At 28.3% G+C, this 19,684-nt stretch carries 14 protein-coding genes; 8 read left to right on the forward strand and 6 right to left on the reverse strand.

What is annotated here, in order from left to right; translation table 11 throughout:
- The first annotated feature begins 214 nt into the window (after positions 1 to 214).
- The 5 genes from fen to J3E06_RS00120 all read left to right on the forward strand — a co-directional run bounded on the left by fen (position 215) and on the right by J3E06_RS00120 (position 4,891).
- The gene (fen, locus tag J3E06_RS00100) at positions 215 to 1,198 is read left to right on the forward strand and encodes a flap endonuclease-1 (RefSeq protein ID WP_013180278.1); all 984 of its coding nucleotides are present in this window, start codon (positions 215 to 217) and stop codon (positions 1,196 to 1,198) included.
- 234 nt (positions 1,199 to 1,432) lie between these two features.
- Positions 1,433 to 2,332, forward strand: coding sequence for a hypothetical protein (locus J3E06_RS00105; RefSeq protein ID WP_013180279.1), 900 nt, complete (start codon positions 1,433 to 1,435; stop codon positions 2,330 to 2,332).
- A 298-nt stretch (positions 2,333 to 2,630) separates the two neighbouring features.
- The gene (locus tag J3E06_RS00110) at positions 2,631 to 3,695 is read left to right on the forward strand and encodes an NOG1 family protein (protein WP_013180280.1); all 1,065 of its coding nucleotides are present in this window, start codon (positions 2,631 to 2,633) and stop codon (positions 3,693 to 3,695) included.
- Positions 3,696 to 4,014: 319 nt separating this feature from the next.
- Positions 4,015 to 4,644 carry a TIGR00296 family protein gene (locus J3E06_RS00115; protein ID WP_013180281.1) on the forward strand — a complete coding sequence of 210 codons (630 nt, stop codon included), beginning with the start codon at positions 4,015 to 4,017 and terminating at the stop codon, positions 4,642 to 4,644.
- Positions 4,645 to 4,735: 91 nt separating this feature from the next.
- On the forward strand, positions 4,736 to 4,891 hold the full coding sequence (locus tag J3E06_RS00120; protein WP_157209401.1) for a hypothetical protein: 156 nt from the start codon (positions 4,736 to 4,738) through the stop codon (positions 4,889 to 4,891).
- A gap of 27 nt (positions 4,892 to 4,918) precedes the next feature.
- Here the strand turns inward: J3E06_RS00120 and J3E06_RS00125 are convergent, their stop codons facing one another.
- From J3E06_RS00125 to J3E06_RS00135, 3 genes are all read right to left on the reverse strand, one after another.
- On the reverse strand, positions 4,919 to 6,484 hold the full coding sequence (locus J3E06_RS00125; protein WP_013180283.1) for a DUF530 family protein: 1,566 nt from the start codon (positions 6,482 to 6,484) through the stop codon (positions 4,919 to 4,921).
- A 457-nt stretch (positions 6,485 to 6,941) separates the two neighbouring features.
- The gene (cca, locus tag J3E06_RS00130) at positions 6,942 to 8,435 is read right to left on the reverse strand and encodes a CCA tRNA nucleotidyltransferase (RefSeq protein WP_326480561.1); all 1,494 of its coding nucleotides are present in this window, start codon (positions 8,433 to 8,435) and stop codon (positions 6,942 to 6,944) included.
- Positions 8,436 to 8,733: 298 nt separating this feature from the next.
- On the reverse strand, positions 8,734 to 9,090 hold the full coding sequence (locus J3E06_RS00135) for a UPF0058 family protein (RefSeq protein ID WP_013180285.1): 357 nt from the start codon (positions 9,088 to 9,090) through the stop codon (positions 8,734 to 8,736).
- Between the two features lie 447 nt (positions 9,091 to 9,537).
- On the opposite strand from J3E06_RS00135, the gene hisG reads away from it, so the two are divergent.
- The 3 genes from hisG (at position 9,538) to J3E06_RS00150 (ending at position 13,372) form a co-directional block, all read left to right on the forward strand.
- Positions 9,538 to 10,419, forward strand: a complete 882-nt coding sequence (gene hisG, locus J3E06_RS00140; RefSeq protein ID WP_013180286.1) for an ATP phosphoribosyltransferase — start codon at positions 9,538 to 9,540, stop codon at positions 10,417 to 10,419.
- 320 nt (positions 10,420 to 10,739) lie between these two features.
- Entirely contained in the window at positions 10,740 to 12,146 is a 1,407-nt protein-coding gene (gene gatB / locus J3E06_RS00145) for an Asp-tRNA(Asn)/Glu-tRNA(Gln) amidotransferase subunit GatB (protein ID WP_013180287.1), read from the forward strand.
- Between the two features lie 281 nt (positions 12,147 to 12,427).
- A complete protein-coding gene (locus J3E06_RS00150) occupies positions 12,428 to 13,372 on the forward strand; it encodes a malate dehydrogenase (RefSeq protein ID WP_013180288.1) in 945 nt (314 codons plus the stop codon).
- A gap of 150 nt (positions 13,373 to 13,522) precedes the next feature.
- Here the strand turns inward: J3E06_RS00150 and J3E06_RS00155 are convergent, their stop codons facing one another.
- The 3 genes from J3E06_RS00155 to J3E06_RS00165 all read right to left on the reverse strand — a co-directional run bounded on the left by J3E06_RS00155 (position 13,523) and on the right by J3E06_RS00165 (position 19,409).
- Complete coding sequence (locus J3E06_RS00155) at positions 13,523 to 14,101, reverse strand: adenylate kinase (protein ID WP_013180289.1); 579 nt, start codon at positions 14,099 to 14,101, stop codon at positions 13,523 to 13,525.
- Positions 14,102 to 14,512: 411 nt separating this feature from the next.
- A complete protein-coding gene (locus J3E06_RS00160) occupies positions 14,513 to 17,824 on the reverse strand; it encodes a CARDB domain-containing protein (RefSeq protein ID WP_052297120.1) in 3,312 nt (1,103 codons plus the stop codon).
- A 223-nt stretch (positions 17,825 to 18,047) separates the two neighbouring features.
- Positions 18,048 to 19,409: an ABC transporter substrate-binding protein gene (locus J3E06_RS00165; RefSeq protein WP_013180291.1), complete on the reverse strand. Its 1,362-nt coding sequence runs from the start codon at positions 19,407 to 19,409 to the stop codon at positions 18,048 to 18,050.
- Positions 19,410 to 19,684: the final 275 nt, after the last annotated feature.

Consider the following 19,684-nt stretch of genomic DNA (forward strand, 5'->3'; position numbering starts at 1 on the left):
TTATGATTATAATTATATTAATTATATTAATTATATTAATTATATTAATTATATTAATTATATTAAATATGTTAAATATGTTAAATATATTGTACTTATATTGTGTCATCTATGATATAGTAATTCATTTTATTTAATATATAATATATATAATTTAAAATTAATATATAAAGTAGTACAATATAATTCTATAATCAAAATATATGGTGTTTTTATGGGAGTACAGCTTAATGAATTAATTTCAAAAAAATCAATTTCAAAAAAGGAACTTAATAATAAAAAAATTGTAATCGATGCTATGAATGTAATTTATCAATTTTTATCGAGTATACGATTGAGGGACGGAACGCCCTTAAAAAATAGTAGTGGTGAAACAACTTCCGCATATAATGGCATATTTTACAAAACCATAAATATGCTTGAAATGGGTTTAACTCCGATATGGGTTTTTGATGGACAAGCTCACGAATTAAAAGAAATTACCCGGGAAGAAAGACGTAAAACACGTCAAAAAGCACTTAGTGAGTATCTTGTTGCAAAAAAAGAAGAAGACACAGAAAAAATGCAAAAATTTGCAAAAAGAATGAATTATTTGGATACAAATATGGTTTTAAACTGTAAAAGACTATTGGATTTAATGGGCGTGCCTCATTTAACCTCGGGCTCTGAAGGGGAAGCTCAATGTGCAGAAATAGTAAAAAAAGGGGATGCTTTTGCAGTTGTTAGCCAGGATTATGATTCTTTACTATATGGCGCAGACCGAGTAATACGAAATATAACCAGTTCAAGTTCTAAAGAATTCGAATACATAGAATTAAAAGACGTTTTAGACGAATTGGATATAAACCGTAGTCAACTTATTGATATGTCCATTTTAATAGGTACGGATTATAATCCCAAAGGTGTTAAAGGATTAGGCCCTAAAAAAGCCCTTGACGTCGTTAAAAATAATCAAATGGAGAAATACGCCCCTGAAATAGAAAATTATTCAGAAATCAGAAAAATATTTGACGAGCCAGTACTTAGCGAATATAAAAAAAGCGATTTAAAATTAAAAAGACCGGATTTAGCAGGTATTTTTAAATTTTTAGTTGAAGAAAATGATTTTTCAGAAGATAGGGTTAAATCGTCGTCTGAAAAATTAGACGGATTAGTTAAAAGTAAATTATCACAGAGTAGTTTAGAAAGCTGGTTTTAAATTTTAAATCGTATATATCATATAATTAATATCTATAATTAATATCTATAATAATATAATATACAGATAGTTTAATATAGGTAATTCGATATATTCTATATAATTGATTTATAATTAAAATAAATTTAAACTTTAAACTGATAAAGTAAAGTTAAGTTAAATTAAGTCAGATTAAGTTAAGTTATAAACTTAAAATTAAATTTAATATAAATGACACTAATCAAAGGTGTTAATATGACAATATATGTAAATGGAAAATCTTCTTCAATACCTTTATTTTTAAAAATAATCTTTTGGATAGGAATACTTTTATTAATTCCATTTATTATAGCAGGAATTTTCGTATTATTCGGATATTTCACACTAAAATGGATTTATAAAAAACTTACCAAAGTAGATAGAAAACTTAAGACTAAAAAAATCAAAATTTACGAAAGTGAAGAAGAATTTGAAAATGCAAAAAGCTCCAAATCATTTTTTGGGGAATTTATGGACTTTATGAATTCACTTAATATTAAAAGGTTTTTAAATCCTTTTGAGAATTCAAGTAATAAACCAGTTGACAAAAACGAAAATATGGATAAATATGTAAGTTTCGAAGACTTCAACGGTAAAACTGACGTAAATAAAGAAGAACTTGACAAAAACGAAAATAATAATGAAAATATTAAAAATAATGAAAATATTAAAAATAATAATATAAAAATTGAACAATTTGAAGATGATAGTAATATCACTATTAATATCTCAAATAAAGAAAATGACGAAGATAAAAAGTTCAATAATGAAAATATTAACAATACTGCAAATAAAAATTTAGATGGAAACATTAATAAATTAGAAATGGATTTTAAAACTAAAAAATTTGTAGAATATTTAAAATCTAATGGAATTATTGAAAAAGAAAATGGTAATTTATACTTATTTGACAAACCAATTCACCCAATATATAGAGGTTCATACCCGGTCAATGAATTAATACATTTGTATGATATAAAGCCAGAAACTGACATTATCATATTAGGACTCAAAGGAAAACCCTCTGCACCTAAAAAAATGTACAATATTCCAGTTAATCTGACGGAAGATAAAATGAAATTAGATGAATTAGAAGAATTTGAAATTAAATTATAAAATTAATTCAATAATAGTTTTTAATAATTAATACTTAATTAATACTTAATTATTACTTATTTTTTATTTATATTATTATTTTATATTATTATTTTAGATTACTAAATGGAATTATTCAATAAGCATTCATTTTTAGATTTTATTTTAAATAAGATATATATAGTTAAACATTTATTATCTAATTACAATAAGTTATATATTATGCAAAATTAATATGCAAATGTGTAAACACGGCACTAAATGATACGTCAACATATTATGATAAACGTTCATATTAGTGTAGGAATTGGTGAGAACTATGGCAAGAAAAAGAAGAGTAGAAGCAAACCCGTTTAAAGAGATGCCCTCTATATTATACCCGGATGAATTAATGGATAAAGCATATTTAAGAGCTGAAAAATTAGCTGGCGAATTAAGGACTACGACAAGAGGGTTAAGTACTCCAAAATCAAGAATTATCGAAGATAACAAGATTAGAGTTATTGCCTCTGTTTTAACAGACAATTTAATAAAAATTGTTGAGAAAACACCGTCTGTTGACAATTTACAACCATTTTATAGGGAAATATTGGAAATTATGGTCGGAAGTGATGAATTTAAGAAATCACTTGCTGCAGTACAATGGGCTTCAGATATTATCAAAAGATTAGGGATACAATATTCAAGAAGGGCTAAAAAAGCTAAATCTCCACAAGATGCTTCATTTTATAGAAAACAATTTGTAGGTAGGGTTTCTTCAATTATTAAACAGATTTACCCTAATTTAGCATTTTTGGGCGTTGCGCAAAACAAATTAAAGAATATTCCAACAGTTAAAGACTTGCCTTCAGTAGTTATTGCAGGATATCCAAATGTGGGTAAATCTACATTGTTAAAAACAATTACAAATGCAGAACCAGAAGTAAATACCTATCCATTTACAACAAAAGGTTTAAACATCGGTTATACTGATGAAGGAATTCAAATTGTAGATACCCCAGGTGTTTTGGACAGACCTATTTACGAAAGAAACGATATTGAGCTTCACGCAGTTATTGCAATAAACTACCTATCTGACGCTTTGATTTATGTGGTTGACCCGACAGAACACTGTGGTTTTACAATTGACGCACAGATTAGTTTACTTAAGGAAGTAGAAAAGACATTTAAAGTTCCTGTAATTGTTGTAATGACTAAATCCGACTTGGAAAATACTGATATGGACGAAGATAAAATTACAAGAATTGAAAATATGGAAAAAGAATTGGAAGACTTTAACGTAGTCAAGGTTTCTTCAATAAGCAAAGAAGGTATTGAATTATTAAGATTAGAAATCCTCGAAACAATTGAAGAAGTGGGATTATCTGAATTATTAGAGCAATAAAATAATTTTAAATACCACTTTATTTTAGTTTTTATTTATTATTCTTTATTTTATTATATTATTATTCGTTATTTTATTATTCCATATTTTATTATTCTATATTTTATTTTCAAATATTATCAATTTGTATAACATTAATATATAGCGTGAAAATATAATATATATTATAGGAAAATTAAGATTGTGAAATAATTATAATTATGTTAATATATTAAATATATTGGATATATTGGATATATTGGATATATTAAATATGTTAAAACTAATGAATTGTGTTATTAAAAACCGAGTATACTTCAATATCGAGGAGGGGGTTCTTTTGAAGCTATCTCTTGAAGAAGGAACTTTTGCAGTGAAAGAAACAAGGCAAATTTTGAAGAATTATTTAAATGGTACAGACTATCACATCTCCGATGCTCCAAAAATATTTAATGAAGCGAGGGGTGTTTTTATATCTTTGTATGAAAATTCCAAAAATACGTTAAGGGGTTGTATTGGTATCCCCGAACCGGTTATGCCCCTAAAAGATGCTTTAAAAGAAGCTGCAATTAGTGCTGCAGTGCACGACCCAAGATTTACACCCATTACTCGAGATGAATTAAAAAAAATAGATATTGAAGTCAGTATACTAACACACCCAAAACTCTTAGATGTTGAAAATCCTATGGAATACATAAAAAAGATGAATATCGGAAAACACGGTTTAATTATTGAATTTGGCACATATCGAGGTTTATTATTACCCCAAATTGCCAAAGAATATAATTGGAGTAAAAAACAGTATCTTTCAAATTTATGTACAAAAGCAGGTATGCACCCTACGGCGTGGCTTGAGTATGATGTAAACATTTATTCATTTGAAGCTCAGGTTTTTAGGGAGTTAAAACCCGAAGGAATGATTACAGAACGTTTGGAGTTTAGGGGCTGTGGATTAGATAAAAAATTTTAATAAAATAGGGTTGTTTATTAGTTAATAAGTATTGTAATTATTGATTAGTTAGTATACCTATTAAGTAAATATTTGTAAATTGGTGATTAATTTGGATTTTGAAAGTGATGAATTAAAAAAATATACTATAATTGACGAAAAAAATTTAAAAGTTAAAAAAGTAGTTTGTAAATTCTGCAATCACAGTTTTGAAGCAGTTGGTTCTAAAATAATATGTGAAAAATGTGAAAAAATTCAAGAAATTTAAATTTATTTTTTAGATTTGATATACTTATTATATTTTTCCCAAAGCATTTAAGAATTTCTTAGTTTTCTTTTTCTTAATTTTATTATATTCTTGTAATTTTGCAATATCAAAAGGTTCACAATCTAATTTTTTAGTAATTTCTTCGATATTACAAATTATTTTTAAAGCAGACTCTATTTCAGGTTTTGAATAGCCATAACTTTCCACAACATCCCAATCATATGCCAAATACAATAAAATTCCACCGGTTAATTTTATAGGCAAGTCATATTTTGGGAATTCTTTTTCTAAATTTAATTTGTAGTTTAAAACTTTTTTATAATCATTTTTAAGCCTTAACCAAGCTAATTGTGATTTTGAAGGGGCTACCAATATAGAAGGGAATAAATTAGAACGTGTTCTTTCATCAGCGGTATTATTTAAGTAATATCTTAGTAAATCGTTTGATAAATGAGATAATGGAACATTTAAACAAGCATCTTCAAATATTGCATTTTCAACTTCAAGAGATTTCTCAAGACATTTTAATGGTTTTCCTTCTTTATAAAGACCGCAATCTTCTAATTTGGAAACTAATTGCAACTTCTTGAATTTTAACTCGTTTATTTGCCTTACATCGATTATACCACCTTCACAGTCGGCACGTTCATAATTTTGACAAATTTGTTTGTATTGTGCAATTAAAGATAATTCATTCATCTTTAACATTTTTGAAACATTTTCTAATATTTTATCGCCAATTAAAGACTGATATGTATGCAAATATGCTAAAGCAAGAATTTTCTTAACGTATTGGTCATTTAAAAGCTTACTTTTGGTATAATTCTTTTTTATAGATGTAATTATAGCATCGCCATAATTATCTCTAATATATTTTTCATAATCTTCTTCTTCAACTTTTATACGTTTAAATCTTCGTCTTCCATTCTCTTTTACTACAATAGCTAATGTGGTAGAACTTAATGAGGATTTACCTTCTGAATTCAATATGGTTAAGAATTTTTTATATGTTTTCACAACATAATGGGGTAATTGCAATAAAGATTCTTTGTAAGAGCCATTGTAAGGTAAATTACAGATTAAATCTAAATTACCGTCGTCTTGTAGATTTCCAATTGCTATTTTATGGGAAACTATGGCATATTTTACACGTTCGAGTGTGCCTTTTTTTTCATCCACTACACGCCTCAAATATGACGAATAATTTAATATATCATATATATCATCTTCTTCGCCACCATTTAGTTTACCAACACCGATATACGGAGTATCAAAACCTTTTAACTCCATTTTTTCCCTATAACTTTCTAAAATGTTTAAATTTTTTTCTAAATCATTTAATAACTGGGTTTTAGATGAATAAACACCATATTTATCAAAATTTTTGAATTTATTGGGTTTATTATATTCTAATAGGGTATTTTCATCTTCAAAATTTATATTTTCCAATTCTATGTTATCAAACGTTTTAAGTGGATTATCATCATTTAAAATGTTTAAATTATCGTATACAGTACAATATACCTTTAAATTTAAATCCGCCAAGCTATCCAAAAATTCATTACAATCTAAGATTAATGTACTGCTGTCCATAATTTCACTTGCGTCCTGTTGTCATATTTGCGAGTAGGTTATACTCAATACCTAAGATATATTAGTAAAATACCGATATATGGGTAAGTAAAATACCATTATTTTCAAATAAATTGATTAAATTTGATTAAATTTGATTAATATTGACTAAACTTGATTAAAGTCAGTTAAATTTGCTAAAAATGTATTATATTGTTTAAAACATAATACATATTGTAATACTTGTGTAATACATAAACCGTAAAAATAGGTTATTTAATAGGATATATTTGTCAATTTGTTAAATATTGTTTTATAGTTTATATAGTTATCATTACGTAATTAACATTATTTTAGTATTTTAAATCTGTATATTCACATATTTATATTTATTTATCTATTTATTATTAGTTAGTTATTATTAATTATTAATTATTTATTAGTATTATTATTCTTAATTATTTACTATTGAAATTGATTAAATTCGTTCCACGTATTTATTACTTAAAATTTCGCCGTTTTCCGGATTAATATATTTTGGATAAGTAATTGTTTTTTGCAAATTGCCTTCAATAATATTGTATATTAATTCATCAACTGTTTTGTACTTTCTCGGACAATATGCGTACAATCTATCTTCTTTTATATAATATTTAGGATTATGAGCTATAAAATTATCAACACCTTTAGATGCGTAAACTGGAGGTCCCATTTTACATAATACGTCAGGTAATTCGTGGATTAAGAATTCCCAAGATATATAGCAAAAACTTTCATTTGCATAATTTGAATATCTTATAATTTGAAATCCATTTTCCTCAAATATATTTGAAATACTTTTTTGCAACCTATCCATTTGCGGATATATTATATCATCAACAATACTTGAGTCTCGGGGAATTTTTAAGCATAATTCATAACCTTTTTCCCTATCATTTACTTCATTTAGCACATATTTATCATAATCATAAAAATAATCTATTTTTGGATTTTCTAAGAATTTTCGGGAATAGAATACAAATTTATAGAAATTTTCCGTACTTAATGCGGCTGCCACATTTCTATCTAAATCAGATGGGTCATAAATAATCAAAGGTTGATTTTTATAAGCTTTACAGTCCAAAAATTCATATTCTTTTAATTTTATAAGATTATTATTATTATTATTATTATTATTAGTATTATTAGTATTATTAGTATTATTGCTATTGTCAATATCAAGATAATGCTCATTAAAGTATATATTTGGATTTTCCAAATATTCGGTGTTCCATTTTGGATTTTTTATGCCATATATCTCTAAAATATCGGTTAAAAGTATCTTTTTGCCTGCTTTCCACGTTTTGGCAGAATTCAACAGATTTATAAAACCGCCGTAATAGTAAATCAATAACTCACACAAATAACCTGAAAAACCTGCAGTTTTTAAATCAGACCCGTAAAGACCTATTCCTTTTAAAAATCTTTTTAATACGATTACGTCATCAGTTATTTGACCATTCGTATTATTTTTTAAGTCTTCATTATAATTTGCATATCTTTTATACGCATTTAGTAAAAATTCGTTATGTAAAGGCGTTCTATCAACAGAGGATATTAATTTTTCACCCCATTGAATATCGTAGCAAGGTACAATGTCCAAAGAAAATTTATCTATTTTTGCAGTGATATAAGGGTGTTCTGCGTATTTTATCCAATATTTGCCATTTAATTTTTTTACGAGTTCCATTCCAAAATTTAAACCAATTTCTTTTAAGTCTTCTCTTGCCGTATTTTTATCAAATTTCAAAAAAATATCTATATCGTGGTCATTTTTTAAATTAGTACCTCGGGCAGTAGAACCCACCCTAACAACGTTTAATATAGGATATTCTTTCATTTCATTTATTGTGTCAATGACTTTTTTTGAAAATATTGTTAACTCCTTTATTTCATCTTCGCAGGGTTTTACGTCTTTTAGCACTTCATTCATTATATTTTTTATTGTATTTTGTATTTCATTTCTTATTTCATTTCTTATTTTCGGTATATTTGTATTTTTGTTAGAATTTAAATTTTTAATAGTCATATAATCACTCTATATAATTCTGAATCACTCTATATAATTCTGAAATCAAGATTTTTAAAAGTAGAAGCATTTTGCTTAAAATAATTGACTAAAAGATAGGTTAAAATTAAAATTAAAAATTAGGATTATTTTATTATACGTAAGTATATTGTACGTAAAAAATTAAAGTTTCGTAAAATCAAAATCAAAATCGATAAAAACTTTAATTACGAACCAGCCCCTTTGAATCACCTGCATTTATCTTATGCAATGTGTCTTCAGTAGTAGTATTGAGTTTTTCGGTTGATTTCGTATTTATATATTTGAAAGCGTTATCTGCAAGTCTTTTCGACAAGTTATCTGGGATTGTACCGTCTTTTTCAGATAAACCTTCTGCAATACACGCTGCAAGTAAAAATATAGCTGCTCTTTGTTCTGTTTTTAATTTGTGGATGTGGTGAGGTTTTACATCTAATTTTTCGTAAATTTCGTAATATTCACAGTTATTTTGGTCAGGCATTATTTCTTTAAATACGTGTACAAAAAATTGATGAAGTTCCATAAGTTGTTCTTTATGCATATTTTCTCCCATATTATGGTTGTAATGAATAACAATTAAAAAGTAATTATGTATTAATTATATTATGTTGTTAATTTTATAAATATATTAGCAATATATCAACAATATAAAAATCAACATACGTATAAGTATTCTTATAAATATTTCCCTTTATCATATATAAATTAACTGCAAGAATTAAATAAATACACTCGATTGCAATTTAACAGTAATATCATTTGTAATTTAAAATAAATAGTAAATAAATAGTAAATAAATATTAAATAAATATTAAATAAATATAAATAATAAGTTTATATACATTTGATGTAATTGTTATCTCAGATTTATGTTTATCAAAAATATAAGAAAATTATTAAAAAGTATAAAAAATTGCAAAATATGAGCCATATATAGAGAATATATATAGGTTTTATAAGATTATTGATGTAATTATTAGGTGATAGTATGATATTACTTGCACTACCAAACAAAGGAAGAATTTCAAAACCAGTTAATGAAATATTGGAAAAAGCAGGCTTAAAAATAACTGTAAGGGGAAGAAGCTTGTTTGCAAATACCGTAGATGAAGAAATAAAAGTTATGTTTGCACGTGCGAAGGATATTCCTGAATTTGTAGCCGATGGAGTTGCAGATGTTGGAGTCACGGGCTATGATTTAATGTTAGAGAGAAATACGGAAGATAGAATCGATACACTACTCGATTTTAAATTTGGAAATGCGAGATTAGTTATTGCATCTCCAGAAAACTCTGAAATAAATAGTCTCGAAGATATTAAAGACGGTATGAAAATAGCCACTGAATTCCCTTGTTTAACAAAGAAATTTTTGGAGAAAAAAGGATTAAATCTCGAAATAATAGAATTAAGCGGTGCTACGGAAATAGCTCCATTTATAGGTATTGCAGATTTAATTTGTGATTTAACTTCTACAGGAACCACATTGAAGTTAAACAGACTAAAAGAAGTTTGCGAAGTAGTTTCCTCGACAACTCGACTTGTAGCAAATAAAAACAGTCTTGTAGATGACGAAAAAGCTCGAAAAATAAGCGAATTAATAAATGCGATAAAAAGCGTTATGTATGCACAGTCTAAAAGGCTCCTTATGTTAAATGCTCCGAAAAGCAATTTAGAAGAAATTATAAAAGTAATTCCTGGTATGAATGGCCCTACAATTTCAGAGGTAAAGCCATACAAAAATGATGATGTACCGATGGTCGCAATACAAGCTGTAGTGGAAGAAAATCAGATATTTTCAATTGTTAACCAGTTAGAACAGTTGGAAGGGCGAGATATTTTGGTTGTACCAATTGAAAGAATTATAAATTAAAACTAAAATAAAATAAATAAACTAATTAAAATAATCATAAATTTATTCCTATTGCATATATTTCTATTACATATTACTTTTATACTTCATTATTATATCCATCTCGATTTTTAAAGTTATTTAAAATCAGTTAAATTTATTTAGATTTAAATAGTATAACTTATATAATCGTAAAAACGTATAAGGTGAATAGAATATATAAAATTGAAGTAAATTGAATTAACGTATAGTAAATAAATTGACTTATATTAAATTATTATCTTTTGATTATCAAATTTAAACTTAACTTTAATATTGATATTAATTTATTCGGTGGAAAAATGAGCGATGAGTTATCAATGAAATGTGGTCTTGAAATCCACGTACAAGTGGATACAAACTCCAAATTATTTTGTATGTGCCCTACAAACTACAAAGATGTAGAACCAAACACGAACGTATGTCCTGTATGTATGGGTCATCCTGGTGCAAAACCAATGCCACCCAACAAAGAAGCAATTGACGTTGCAATTATGGTTGCTAAAATGTTAGATTGTGAAATGGTTTACGATAAGGACATTTATTTCCAAAGGAAACATTATAATTACCCGGATTTACCGAGCGGATACCAAAAAACTTCCGTACCCATCGGGGTAAAAGGGAATTTCTTAGGTGTAGAAATTACAGAAGTTCACTTGGAAGAAGACCCTGGTCAATATAAGCCAGATTTAGGTACTGTGGACTATAACAGAAGTGGTACACCATTAGTTGAGATAGTTACAGAGCCAGATATGAAAAGCCCTGAAGAAGCAAGGGAATTTTTAAGGCAATTAATGAGATTGTTTAGATACATCGGACACCTTAGAGGAGAAGGTACCATGAGAGCCGATACTAACATATCCATTAATTACAACGGCATTCAAGGTAAAAGAGTTGAAGTTAAAAACGTTAACTCCATAAAAGGTGTTTTCAAAGTATTGAAGTATGAAATCATCAGACAGAAGAATGTGTTAAGAAGAGGCGGAGAAATTAAAATGGAAACAAGAGCTTTCATGGAAGCTCAGATGATTACAAAGTCCATGAGAAGCAAGGAAACCGCTGACGATTATAGACACATTCCTGACCCTGACATACAACCTATTGTATTAGATACCAACTGGGTTGATGTAGTTAAAGAAAGAATGCCTGAAACCCCTATCGATAAGGAAAAAAGATTCGTAGAAGAATACGGAATCAAAGAAGATGATGCTAAGGTTTTAGTTTCAGACCTTGAACTTGCAGACGTATTTGAAAAGGTAGTTTCACACTTTGGTGCAGATGCGAAAAGTATTGCCTTATCCGTAACTTGGATTAGAAACGAATTAAAAAGAGTTCTTACATACAATAAAGTTGATTTCGTAGACAGTGGATTAACAACGGAGCAAATTGTTGAATTAATCGAATCAATTGCTAATAAAACCATCAGCCAAAAGATTGGTAAAAAAATCATTGAGTTAATGGTTGAAAATAAAGGTGCAAAATCACCAAAACAGATTATTGAAGAAGAAGGTCTTACCGTTGTTGGTGATGATAGCGAAATAGAACAATTCTGTGAAGAAGCTATTAAAAACAGTGCTGTTGCTGTTGAAGATTATAAATCAGGTAATTCCAAAGCTCTTAACTCAATCGTTGGGCAAGTGATGAAATTAACACGTGGTAGAGCTGAACCTGGAAAAGTTGTAAAAATTTTAAAATCTAAATTGGATTAATTAAATTAATTGAATTAATTAAATAGGTTAATTAGATTAAATAATTTAATTCCATTTTATTATCTTTTTTACATCTATTATCTTTTTTTAAAACGTTGTTCGTATAAAATTATAAATACTTCGAATACATATTATCATTATTAATTTTGGTTTTATTTTATAGAAAAATTTAAAAGTTTCACAAGTTATTTGTCAAATTAAAATGCAATACTAAAATATTAAAATATATAGATAATCAAATAAACAGATTAATATATAAAACCTGAGTTAACGGTGATATTATGGAGATAACTGTAATAGGGGCTTCCGGTAAAATTGGTTCACAATTATCATTTTTATTAGCACGTGAGAAATACATAAGAAATATTAACCTTGTAGCTCGTGAAAAATCATTGAATATGCTTGAAGGCGTAAAAATGGATATTTATGACGCATTGGCGGCTTCTGGGCGAGATGCAGAAATAAGAATCCATAGTGATACGGAAATTGAAAATTTATGTAATAGCGATATGATAATAATTACATCAGGCGCTAAAAGAAACGGCAATATGTCACGTTTAGACTTAGCCAAAACAAATGCGAAAATTATAAAAAATTATTCACAGGAAATTGCAAAGCACTGCGATACTAAAATATTTATGGTATCTAATCCGGTAGATGTAATGACCTACAAAGCACTAATGGAAAGCGGTTATGATAAAAGCAAGGTGTTTGGATTAGGTACGCACTTGGATTCCATGCGTTTTAAGGTAGCAATTGCCAAATTTTTCAAAGTACATATTGATGATGTAAGAGCAAGAATTGTTGGCGAACACGGCGATAGTATGGTACCACTTATAAGCTCTGCAGCTATCGGTGGCATCCCAGTACGTAGATTACCTAATTATGAGAATTTCCCATATTACGACATTCTCAATAGTATAAAAACGCACGGAAAACGTATTAATGGGTTAAAAAACGGCTCTGAATACGGTCCTGCTTCCGCAATAGTTAATATTGTTAAGTGTATGGCAAACAATGACAGAAGAATATTAACACTCTCTACATACCTTGAAGATGAAATCGAAGGTATAGAAGGTAATGCTTGTGTGGGCGTGCCTGTAAAAGTTGGTAAAAAAGGAATTGACGAGATAATACCAATTAAAATGGAAGACTGGGAATACGAAGCATTTAAAAAATCTGTGGATGTTTTAAGAGGTTATTGCAAATCTGTTTCAGATATCTAAAACAGTTGTAAAAAATAATTTAATTACATTATCTATTTATTTTATTTTTGGTTAAAAAGAAGTTAAAAAAAGCTAAATAATATATTATATACATATATATTATTTTATTATTTTATTATATATTATTATGTTTATGTTAATTAAATTATATTATCTTAAAACGCTTGTTAATTCTTCAACAGCTTGGTCCAATAATCCATTTCTATTTTGAACGATTTTAACAGTTGCACCGGTTAAAACTCCATATGACATTGCTGCACATCTGTTCATAAATTGATGTTGTTCGATTGTGGAAGCTGAATCGATATCTCTAACTCTGGTTTCATCGCCCATTCTTCTCATTAATATTTCATCACCGGTTGTTTCCACAACAATTATTAAATCAGGGTTTAATTCGTTTAAAACCCAGGCTGGTAATCCTGGTAAATAACCTTTTGGTGTTGATACGGTGCTGTGGGTGTCAACTGCGACAGGTGATTCTTTTGCCATTTCTGCAATTTTTCTGCCTGCCATTTTTTGAATTCTTTTCTGGGTTTCAGGGTCCATTTTTCTCATCTGGTCTCTATCAGATACTAAGTTCTCTTCTTTTGCAACTTCGAACATTATTGAACCAAAACTAACCATTTTGTAGTTTACGCCTTCTTTCCTTAAATTATCCATAGCCAACTGTGTTGATGTTGTACTGCCCACTCCTGGCACTCCTGTCACTACTACAACTTTATTTTTCATCTAATCACCGTCAAATTACTTGGTTAATATCCTCAATTTAGATATAACGCCATAATACTCGTGGAACTATATTCGATTATATATGAATATATGAGTATATACGAGTATATACGACATTTGATATATCATTAATTTATTCAACCCACTTATATATTTAAATCTCAATATATATAAGTTACCCTAAATTGCTGAAATTATATGAAATTATAGACTATTATCTAAACTTTTGAAAACAAAACTTTTGAAAAATATAAAAATACCAATTAAAAATTAAAAATTAAAAATATAATCTTAATTAGGAGATTATATAAAATAAAATTAAAAAAAATAAAATTTTGTGTTTAAATATATTATTTTGTATATACTACGATAAAGAAATATTAATTAAAATAATTACTAAATAATTAGTAATTAGTTTACTTTTTTAGCTTCGCCATTTACCCATTCTACGTAAATAGGTTCTTCAGGAACTTCTTCAAGTGTTTTGAAGTATTCAACAGCAGCTTGTGTACCAAATCTATCTGAACCTGCGAGTAATACAACGGTGTACTCTGATATTATACCCGTACCTTCTGATTTAACAGTTATCATTTGTATTACACCTTTATTTTCTCCAGGGTTTGAATTTGTGATTGATACAGCAAATTCATTCATATAAGCATTTGCTAAGGGGTTAGCTAATGGACCACCTACGATAATTGTATCATCGTTTATTGTGTATCCTTCTGTACATTTATTAACTGAGCTCTTTAATTCTGTTGCATAGTTTTTGTCTAAGTTTGCATAAACTATGTTTGCACTTGAAATTAAATTGCTTGTAGTTATTGATTCTGAAGCACTGCTACTGTGATGTCTGCTTGAGCTTGATGATGAGCTTGAGCCAGAATCTGATGTTGGCAATGTTTTTTCCATTTCGACTTCTACTTCAGGGTCTTGTAATAATGTTAATTCTAATTCTTTAGCACCATTATGGTCTAATATTTTATACCATCCGAATTCTGATTTTTCAGTGGTTATTGTATGTTCTGTAGCATTTGCTGTAATTGTTATTTTCTTTAAGCTAAATGCACTTAAAGGTATTCTGAATATTACATATCCTTTTTCAGTGTTATTTGTAGCAACGAATTTAATTTTTGCTGAAACAACGTTTGAACTTGTTGTCATTTCTGAAGTAATGTTTGATACATTAAATCCATTGTTTAAAACTTGTCCATTTGTCATTGCTTCTTTAATTTTATTCAATGATTCATTTGCTTGAGTAGTTGTTTTTACTTCCGTATTTAACTCTTCAGCTTTTTGAGTTGTAGTTTCAAGTTTTAACATTAATTCTTTTGAGATACTTGTTGAAACGTTTTCCATTACAGGAATATCTAATGTTTCATTTTCTAAAGCAATTGATGTAATACTATAACCGTCGTGTTCTTCAGTTGTGATATTACTAATGTTTAACTTATCCCAAACGTCTGCACTAATATTAATAGTTTTTAAAGCTTTTTTAATTGTATTATTTGTAATCAATTGGTTAACAAATATCTTACCATAACTAAAGCTATTTTCGTCAGATAAATCTACTTTTTTAACAACTACACTGCAAGGTGCTGATGTGTTAATTATTCTTAAGTTGAATTCTGCAAGTCCAAATTTACCATATTTATCTTCGGTAAAGTTGAAACCACCGAAATAGCCTGTTTCGTTATTAAAGTTTGACAATGTACCAGCTAATTCATAATCACAAACTACTAAGTTCTCAAGGTTTAATGTACCTTCATATCCAGCACATTTTCTGATTTCTTCTACATTACTTACGTTAAATGAGATATTGAAATTTTCTGCATCAATATCTGTTTTTGTAATGTTTACATATACAGGTTTTTCAACTATCTTTACAGATTTTGAAACCCTGTTGTTTGATTCATTTTCTTCAGCTATGATGTTGCTTTCATCTGCGATAATTGTTATTAAAGTGCTTGTTCTTGCTTCAACGTCCCAACTGAACTCTAATGTTTCAGTGGTATTTTTTGCTAATGAATCGATTGTTTTTTCAATAGGGTCATTAGCATCAACGTATAATTTTACCTTGAAAGGTGATGCAATATCCTGATGACCATCATTTCCGACGACAACTGATAAAGTTGCATTTTGTCCAAAGTTATATGTATCTGGGATAGAGGTACTTAGTACAATATCAGGACCTTCTACGGTTATTTTTGTACTATTTAATTCTACATTGTTAAATTCAGCAGCTACATCGGAAACTGATACGTTGGTTAATGTGAAACTTGACATACCAGGTTTTAAAGCTTTAAATTTAGCTTTTGCAACTGTAATATTGTCATTTATTCCTTCACTGATGTTTGTAATTATTGCATAATTAACTACACCATTTGCGTTGTCAATATCAATGTTTTTTAAACTAATATTGCCTTCTGAAATTTCAAATTGGAAATCTTCACAATTTACAATACTTTTATCGAAATGAAGAACACCTTCAAATCCACATACTTTCCTAAAACCATCCATTTTGTTTAAATCAATACTTACGTTGAAATATTGGCTTGTGTTAACTAATGAACTGTTTTCAGTTAAATTTAATGAAATTGGTTTTTCAACAACAATTATTGTTTTTGAAAGTTTCTCATTTGTAGTATATTCATCTTCAAAGTTTAATTCTGCAATTATTTTTGTACTTGCCTTTTCTGGAGTCCAATCAACAAGTATGTCTTGTTTTTCGCCTGCAGTTAATGGATTTATTTTAACAGTTTTTAATAATTCAGAATCTGCATAAATTGATATTGTATATGTTGTCTTATTTTCCAAAGTTGCTGTACCATTGTTTGAAACTGATACATTTACTTTTGCGGGTGTTGAGTAATAAGGTTTGTCAACACTTATTGAATCAATTGAAATATCTGGAACTTCAACATCGATTGTAGTGTCTTTAGTAGCAGTTTTTCCGTCGGTGTTTTTAACCACAACGGTTCCTGTTAAACTACCTACGCCTAAAACCATATCAAATAATTTTACTTCATATGCTTTTGTAGTATCATTGTACATCATCGTGTAATTTGTATCTTCTAACGAAAAGTTTACACATAATGTATCATTTGCATAATTAGGGTCAGTTATCTTCGCTGATACAGTTAAAGTATTTGTTCCTTCGTAGATTGATTCTGGAAGTACTGTTATTTCCTGAATAATAGGAGTGTTATCTAAAACTTCAACACTTGCATCCAAGATATGTTCATCAGTTGGCATTGTAGAAATACCGCCTTGATTGGTAATATCCAAATTTCTTAATCTTATTTCGTTTGATGAAACATTGAAAGTTTCAAATGTAAGATTAGCGATATTAACGTTGCTTTCAGTGATTCCGCCGCCCATCCACGCTAAACTAATTGAATTATCAGATACATCAACAGTTTTAAGACCTGCTGTATTAGCAATGCCGGATAATTGAATAGCGGTCAAATTTACATTACTTGAATCATATACAAAATTTGATTCAAATGCACTTATAGTTATGTTCGAATTGTTTACCCAAAGTTCTAATACGAACTGGTCTCCATTATTTACTTGCTGTGTTTGAGGAGCTAAGCTAACAACAATATTATCATTTGTAGCTGCTGAACAACTCCCTAAACTTACAGAAACCATAAAAATTGCCAATAATGACATTATTATGATTTTTAACTTGTTTTTAGAGTTTATTTTTGAATTTTTCAAATTAACACCATTCTAAATTCAATAATAGTTTTCTTTTGTTTTTGTTTTTTATTTTTAGTTTAATATTTATTTTAATATTTATTTTAATAGTTATTTTAATAGTTATTTTAATTCTAATTTTATACTATATAGTAGGAATAATAATTAAATTCAAATTATAATGCATAATAATCATCATTTAATTATTTTATTTTCATATCCCTTATTAATTAATTTAATAAAATTATGCTGTATAAGGCGTTGCTTCGTTAGTTTCTGGATTATATGCCAATAAATACTTAGTTGTACGCCCTTCAAAGTCTTCTGGGTAAAGTATAGTTCCCATATCCATTAAAATTTCATCAGTGTTTACAACACCCGTCTGATAGAAGTCTGCTGAATAACAGAATATTTTTCCATTGATTACAGGGTCTAACTGGTCATAACCTGCGTGTCTTTCTTTGAAAGCAGACAAATAAGTTATTGCAGAAGATACAACCCAAACATCTGCGTTTTTAGTAGTTTCAAGGAATTCTTCTTTACTTATTTTTGCAAATCCTGTTCCCGTGTAATCTGTGAACAAGTATGTTGCTTTACAGTTTTGACAGATACCTCTTGCATAGTATGATTGCGCACAAGGGATTGATGCGTATCCTTTACTTGTAATGTATCCCCATGAAACTTCCGGAGCATCATTACCTGAAGCACTTCTCTTAGCATTCAAAGCTTTCTTTTCTACTTTTGAGAAGTATTCATTTGCGTATGGTTCTTTATTATAGAATGCAGCTATTGCTTTTGCCCATTCACATCTACCTAAGAATGTCTGTTCTGTCCAGGAAGGGAGTGCAACACAAGTGATACCCTTGTCTTCACAATTACTGTATATTGTACTACCCCTATTACCGTCAAGGGAATTCATAACGAAATCAGGATTTAATTGAGTCAATTTCTCGTAATCCATACTATCAGGATGACCTAAATCAACTATTTTACTATCACTGCCTTCTACGCCCTCTTTATGCTCATTCATATAATCAAAGTACCACGTTTTTGTGGTGGTAGAAATGCCACTTATGGTATCCATAATATCATTATTTTCATCCATTGCGCATAGGTAAGCTACGTGTACTGAAGATGTTGGCACAATATTCTCAACGGGGGTGATGATTACATCGTCGTATTTACCAGTTGCCCAGTCAGGTATTGCTTGGCTTTCATTCTTCAATAAATATCTTACATCTGCTCCGTCGGTGAATATCTTATATTCATAACTTTCACCGTTGTATGGGTTTACTTCCATACCGTCAGCGTCATAATATACTAAATCCATACTTTCAGCATAGGAAATAGGTTCTGACATTTTGTCGTAATAATTGAACAAATAAACAACGTCTGAAACTGAGATTTTATTATCTGCGTTAACGTCTCCGTCTTCAATGTCCATATTTCTATTATTAAACAAATAAACAACGTCTGAAACTGAGATTTTACCATCACAATTGACGTCACCTAATCTATAGTCGTAATTTCCACTCGCAAAACTTGATGGAATTAAAAAAATTGTTAAGAGGATTAAAAAACCCATTTTAGTTTTAAAACTACTCAAGACTTAGCCTCCTTTAATAGCTATTTGGTAAGTATTACATATTATTGATAAATTATTACTACTATTTACTATAATTGTAGTTATGTTATAGTTATGTTTATAATTTTTAAACAAAACTTTAATTGACTCTCAAAATATATATAATTATTGATTAGTTTAATAATTTTAAAGATAACTTTATTAAAAATATAGCATATTCGTGCTATATGGTATGAAAAATAAAAAATAAGTAATAATAAAAGTATTACGTAATAAAAATAATAAAATAAAAGTTA

The organism is Methanococcus voltae (assembly GCF_024807655.1).
GTDB classification, from domain to species: Archaea; AGJL01; Methanococci; order Methanococcales; family Methanococcaceae; genus Methanococcus; species Methanococcus voltae_D.

Coding starts and splice junctions, on each gene's coding strand:
- fen (WP_013180278.1), top strand. CDS start 215: ATGGGAGTACAGCTTAATGAATTAATTTCAAAAAAATCAATTTCAAAA.
- J3E06_RS00105 (WP_013180279.1), top strand. CDS start 1,433: ATGACAATATATGTAAATGGAAAATCTTCTTCAATACCTTTATTTTTA.
- J3E06_RS00110 (WP_013180280.1), top strand. CDS start 2,631: ATGGCAAGAAAAAGAAGAGTAGAAGCAAACCCGTTTAAAGAGATGCCC.
- J3E06_RS00125 (WP_013180283.1), bottom strand. CDS start 6,484: ATGGACAGCAGTACATTAATCTTAGATTGTAATGAATTTTTGGATAGC.
- cca (WP_326480561.1), bottom strand. CDS start 8,435: ATGAATGAAGTGCTAAAAGACGTAAAACCCTGCGAAGATGAAATAAAG.
- J3E06_RS00135 (WP_013180285.1), bottom strand. CDS start 9,090: ATGCATAAAGAACAACTTATGGAACTTCATCAATTTTTTGTACACGTA.
- hisG (WP_013180286.1), top strand. CDS start 9,538: ATGATATTACTTGCACTACCAAACAAAGGAAGAATTTCAAAACCAGTT.
- gatB (WP_013180287.1), top strand. CDS start 10,740: ATGAGCGATGAGTTATCAATGAAATGTGGTCTTGAAATCCACGTACAA.
- J3E06_RS00150 (WP_013180288.1), top strand. CDS start 12,428: ATGGAGATAACTGTAATAGGGGCTTCCGGTAAAATTGGTTCACAATTA.
- J3E06_RS00155 (WP_013180289.1), bottom strand. CDS start 14,101: ATGAAAAATAAAGTTGTAGTAGTGACAGGAGTGCCAGGAGTGGGCAGT.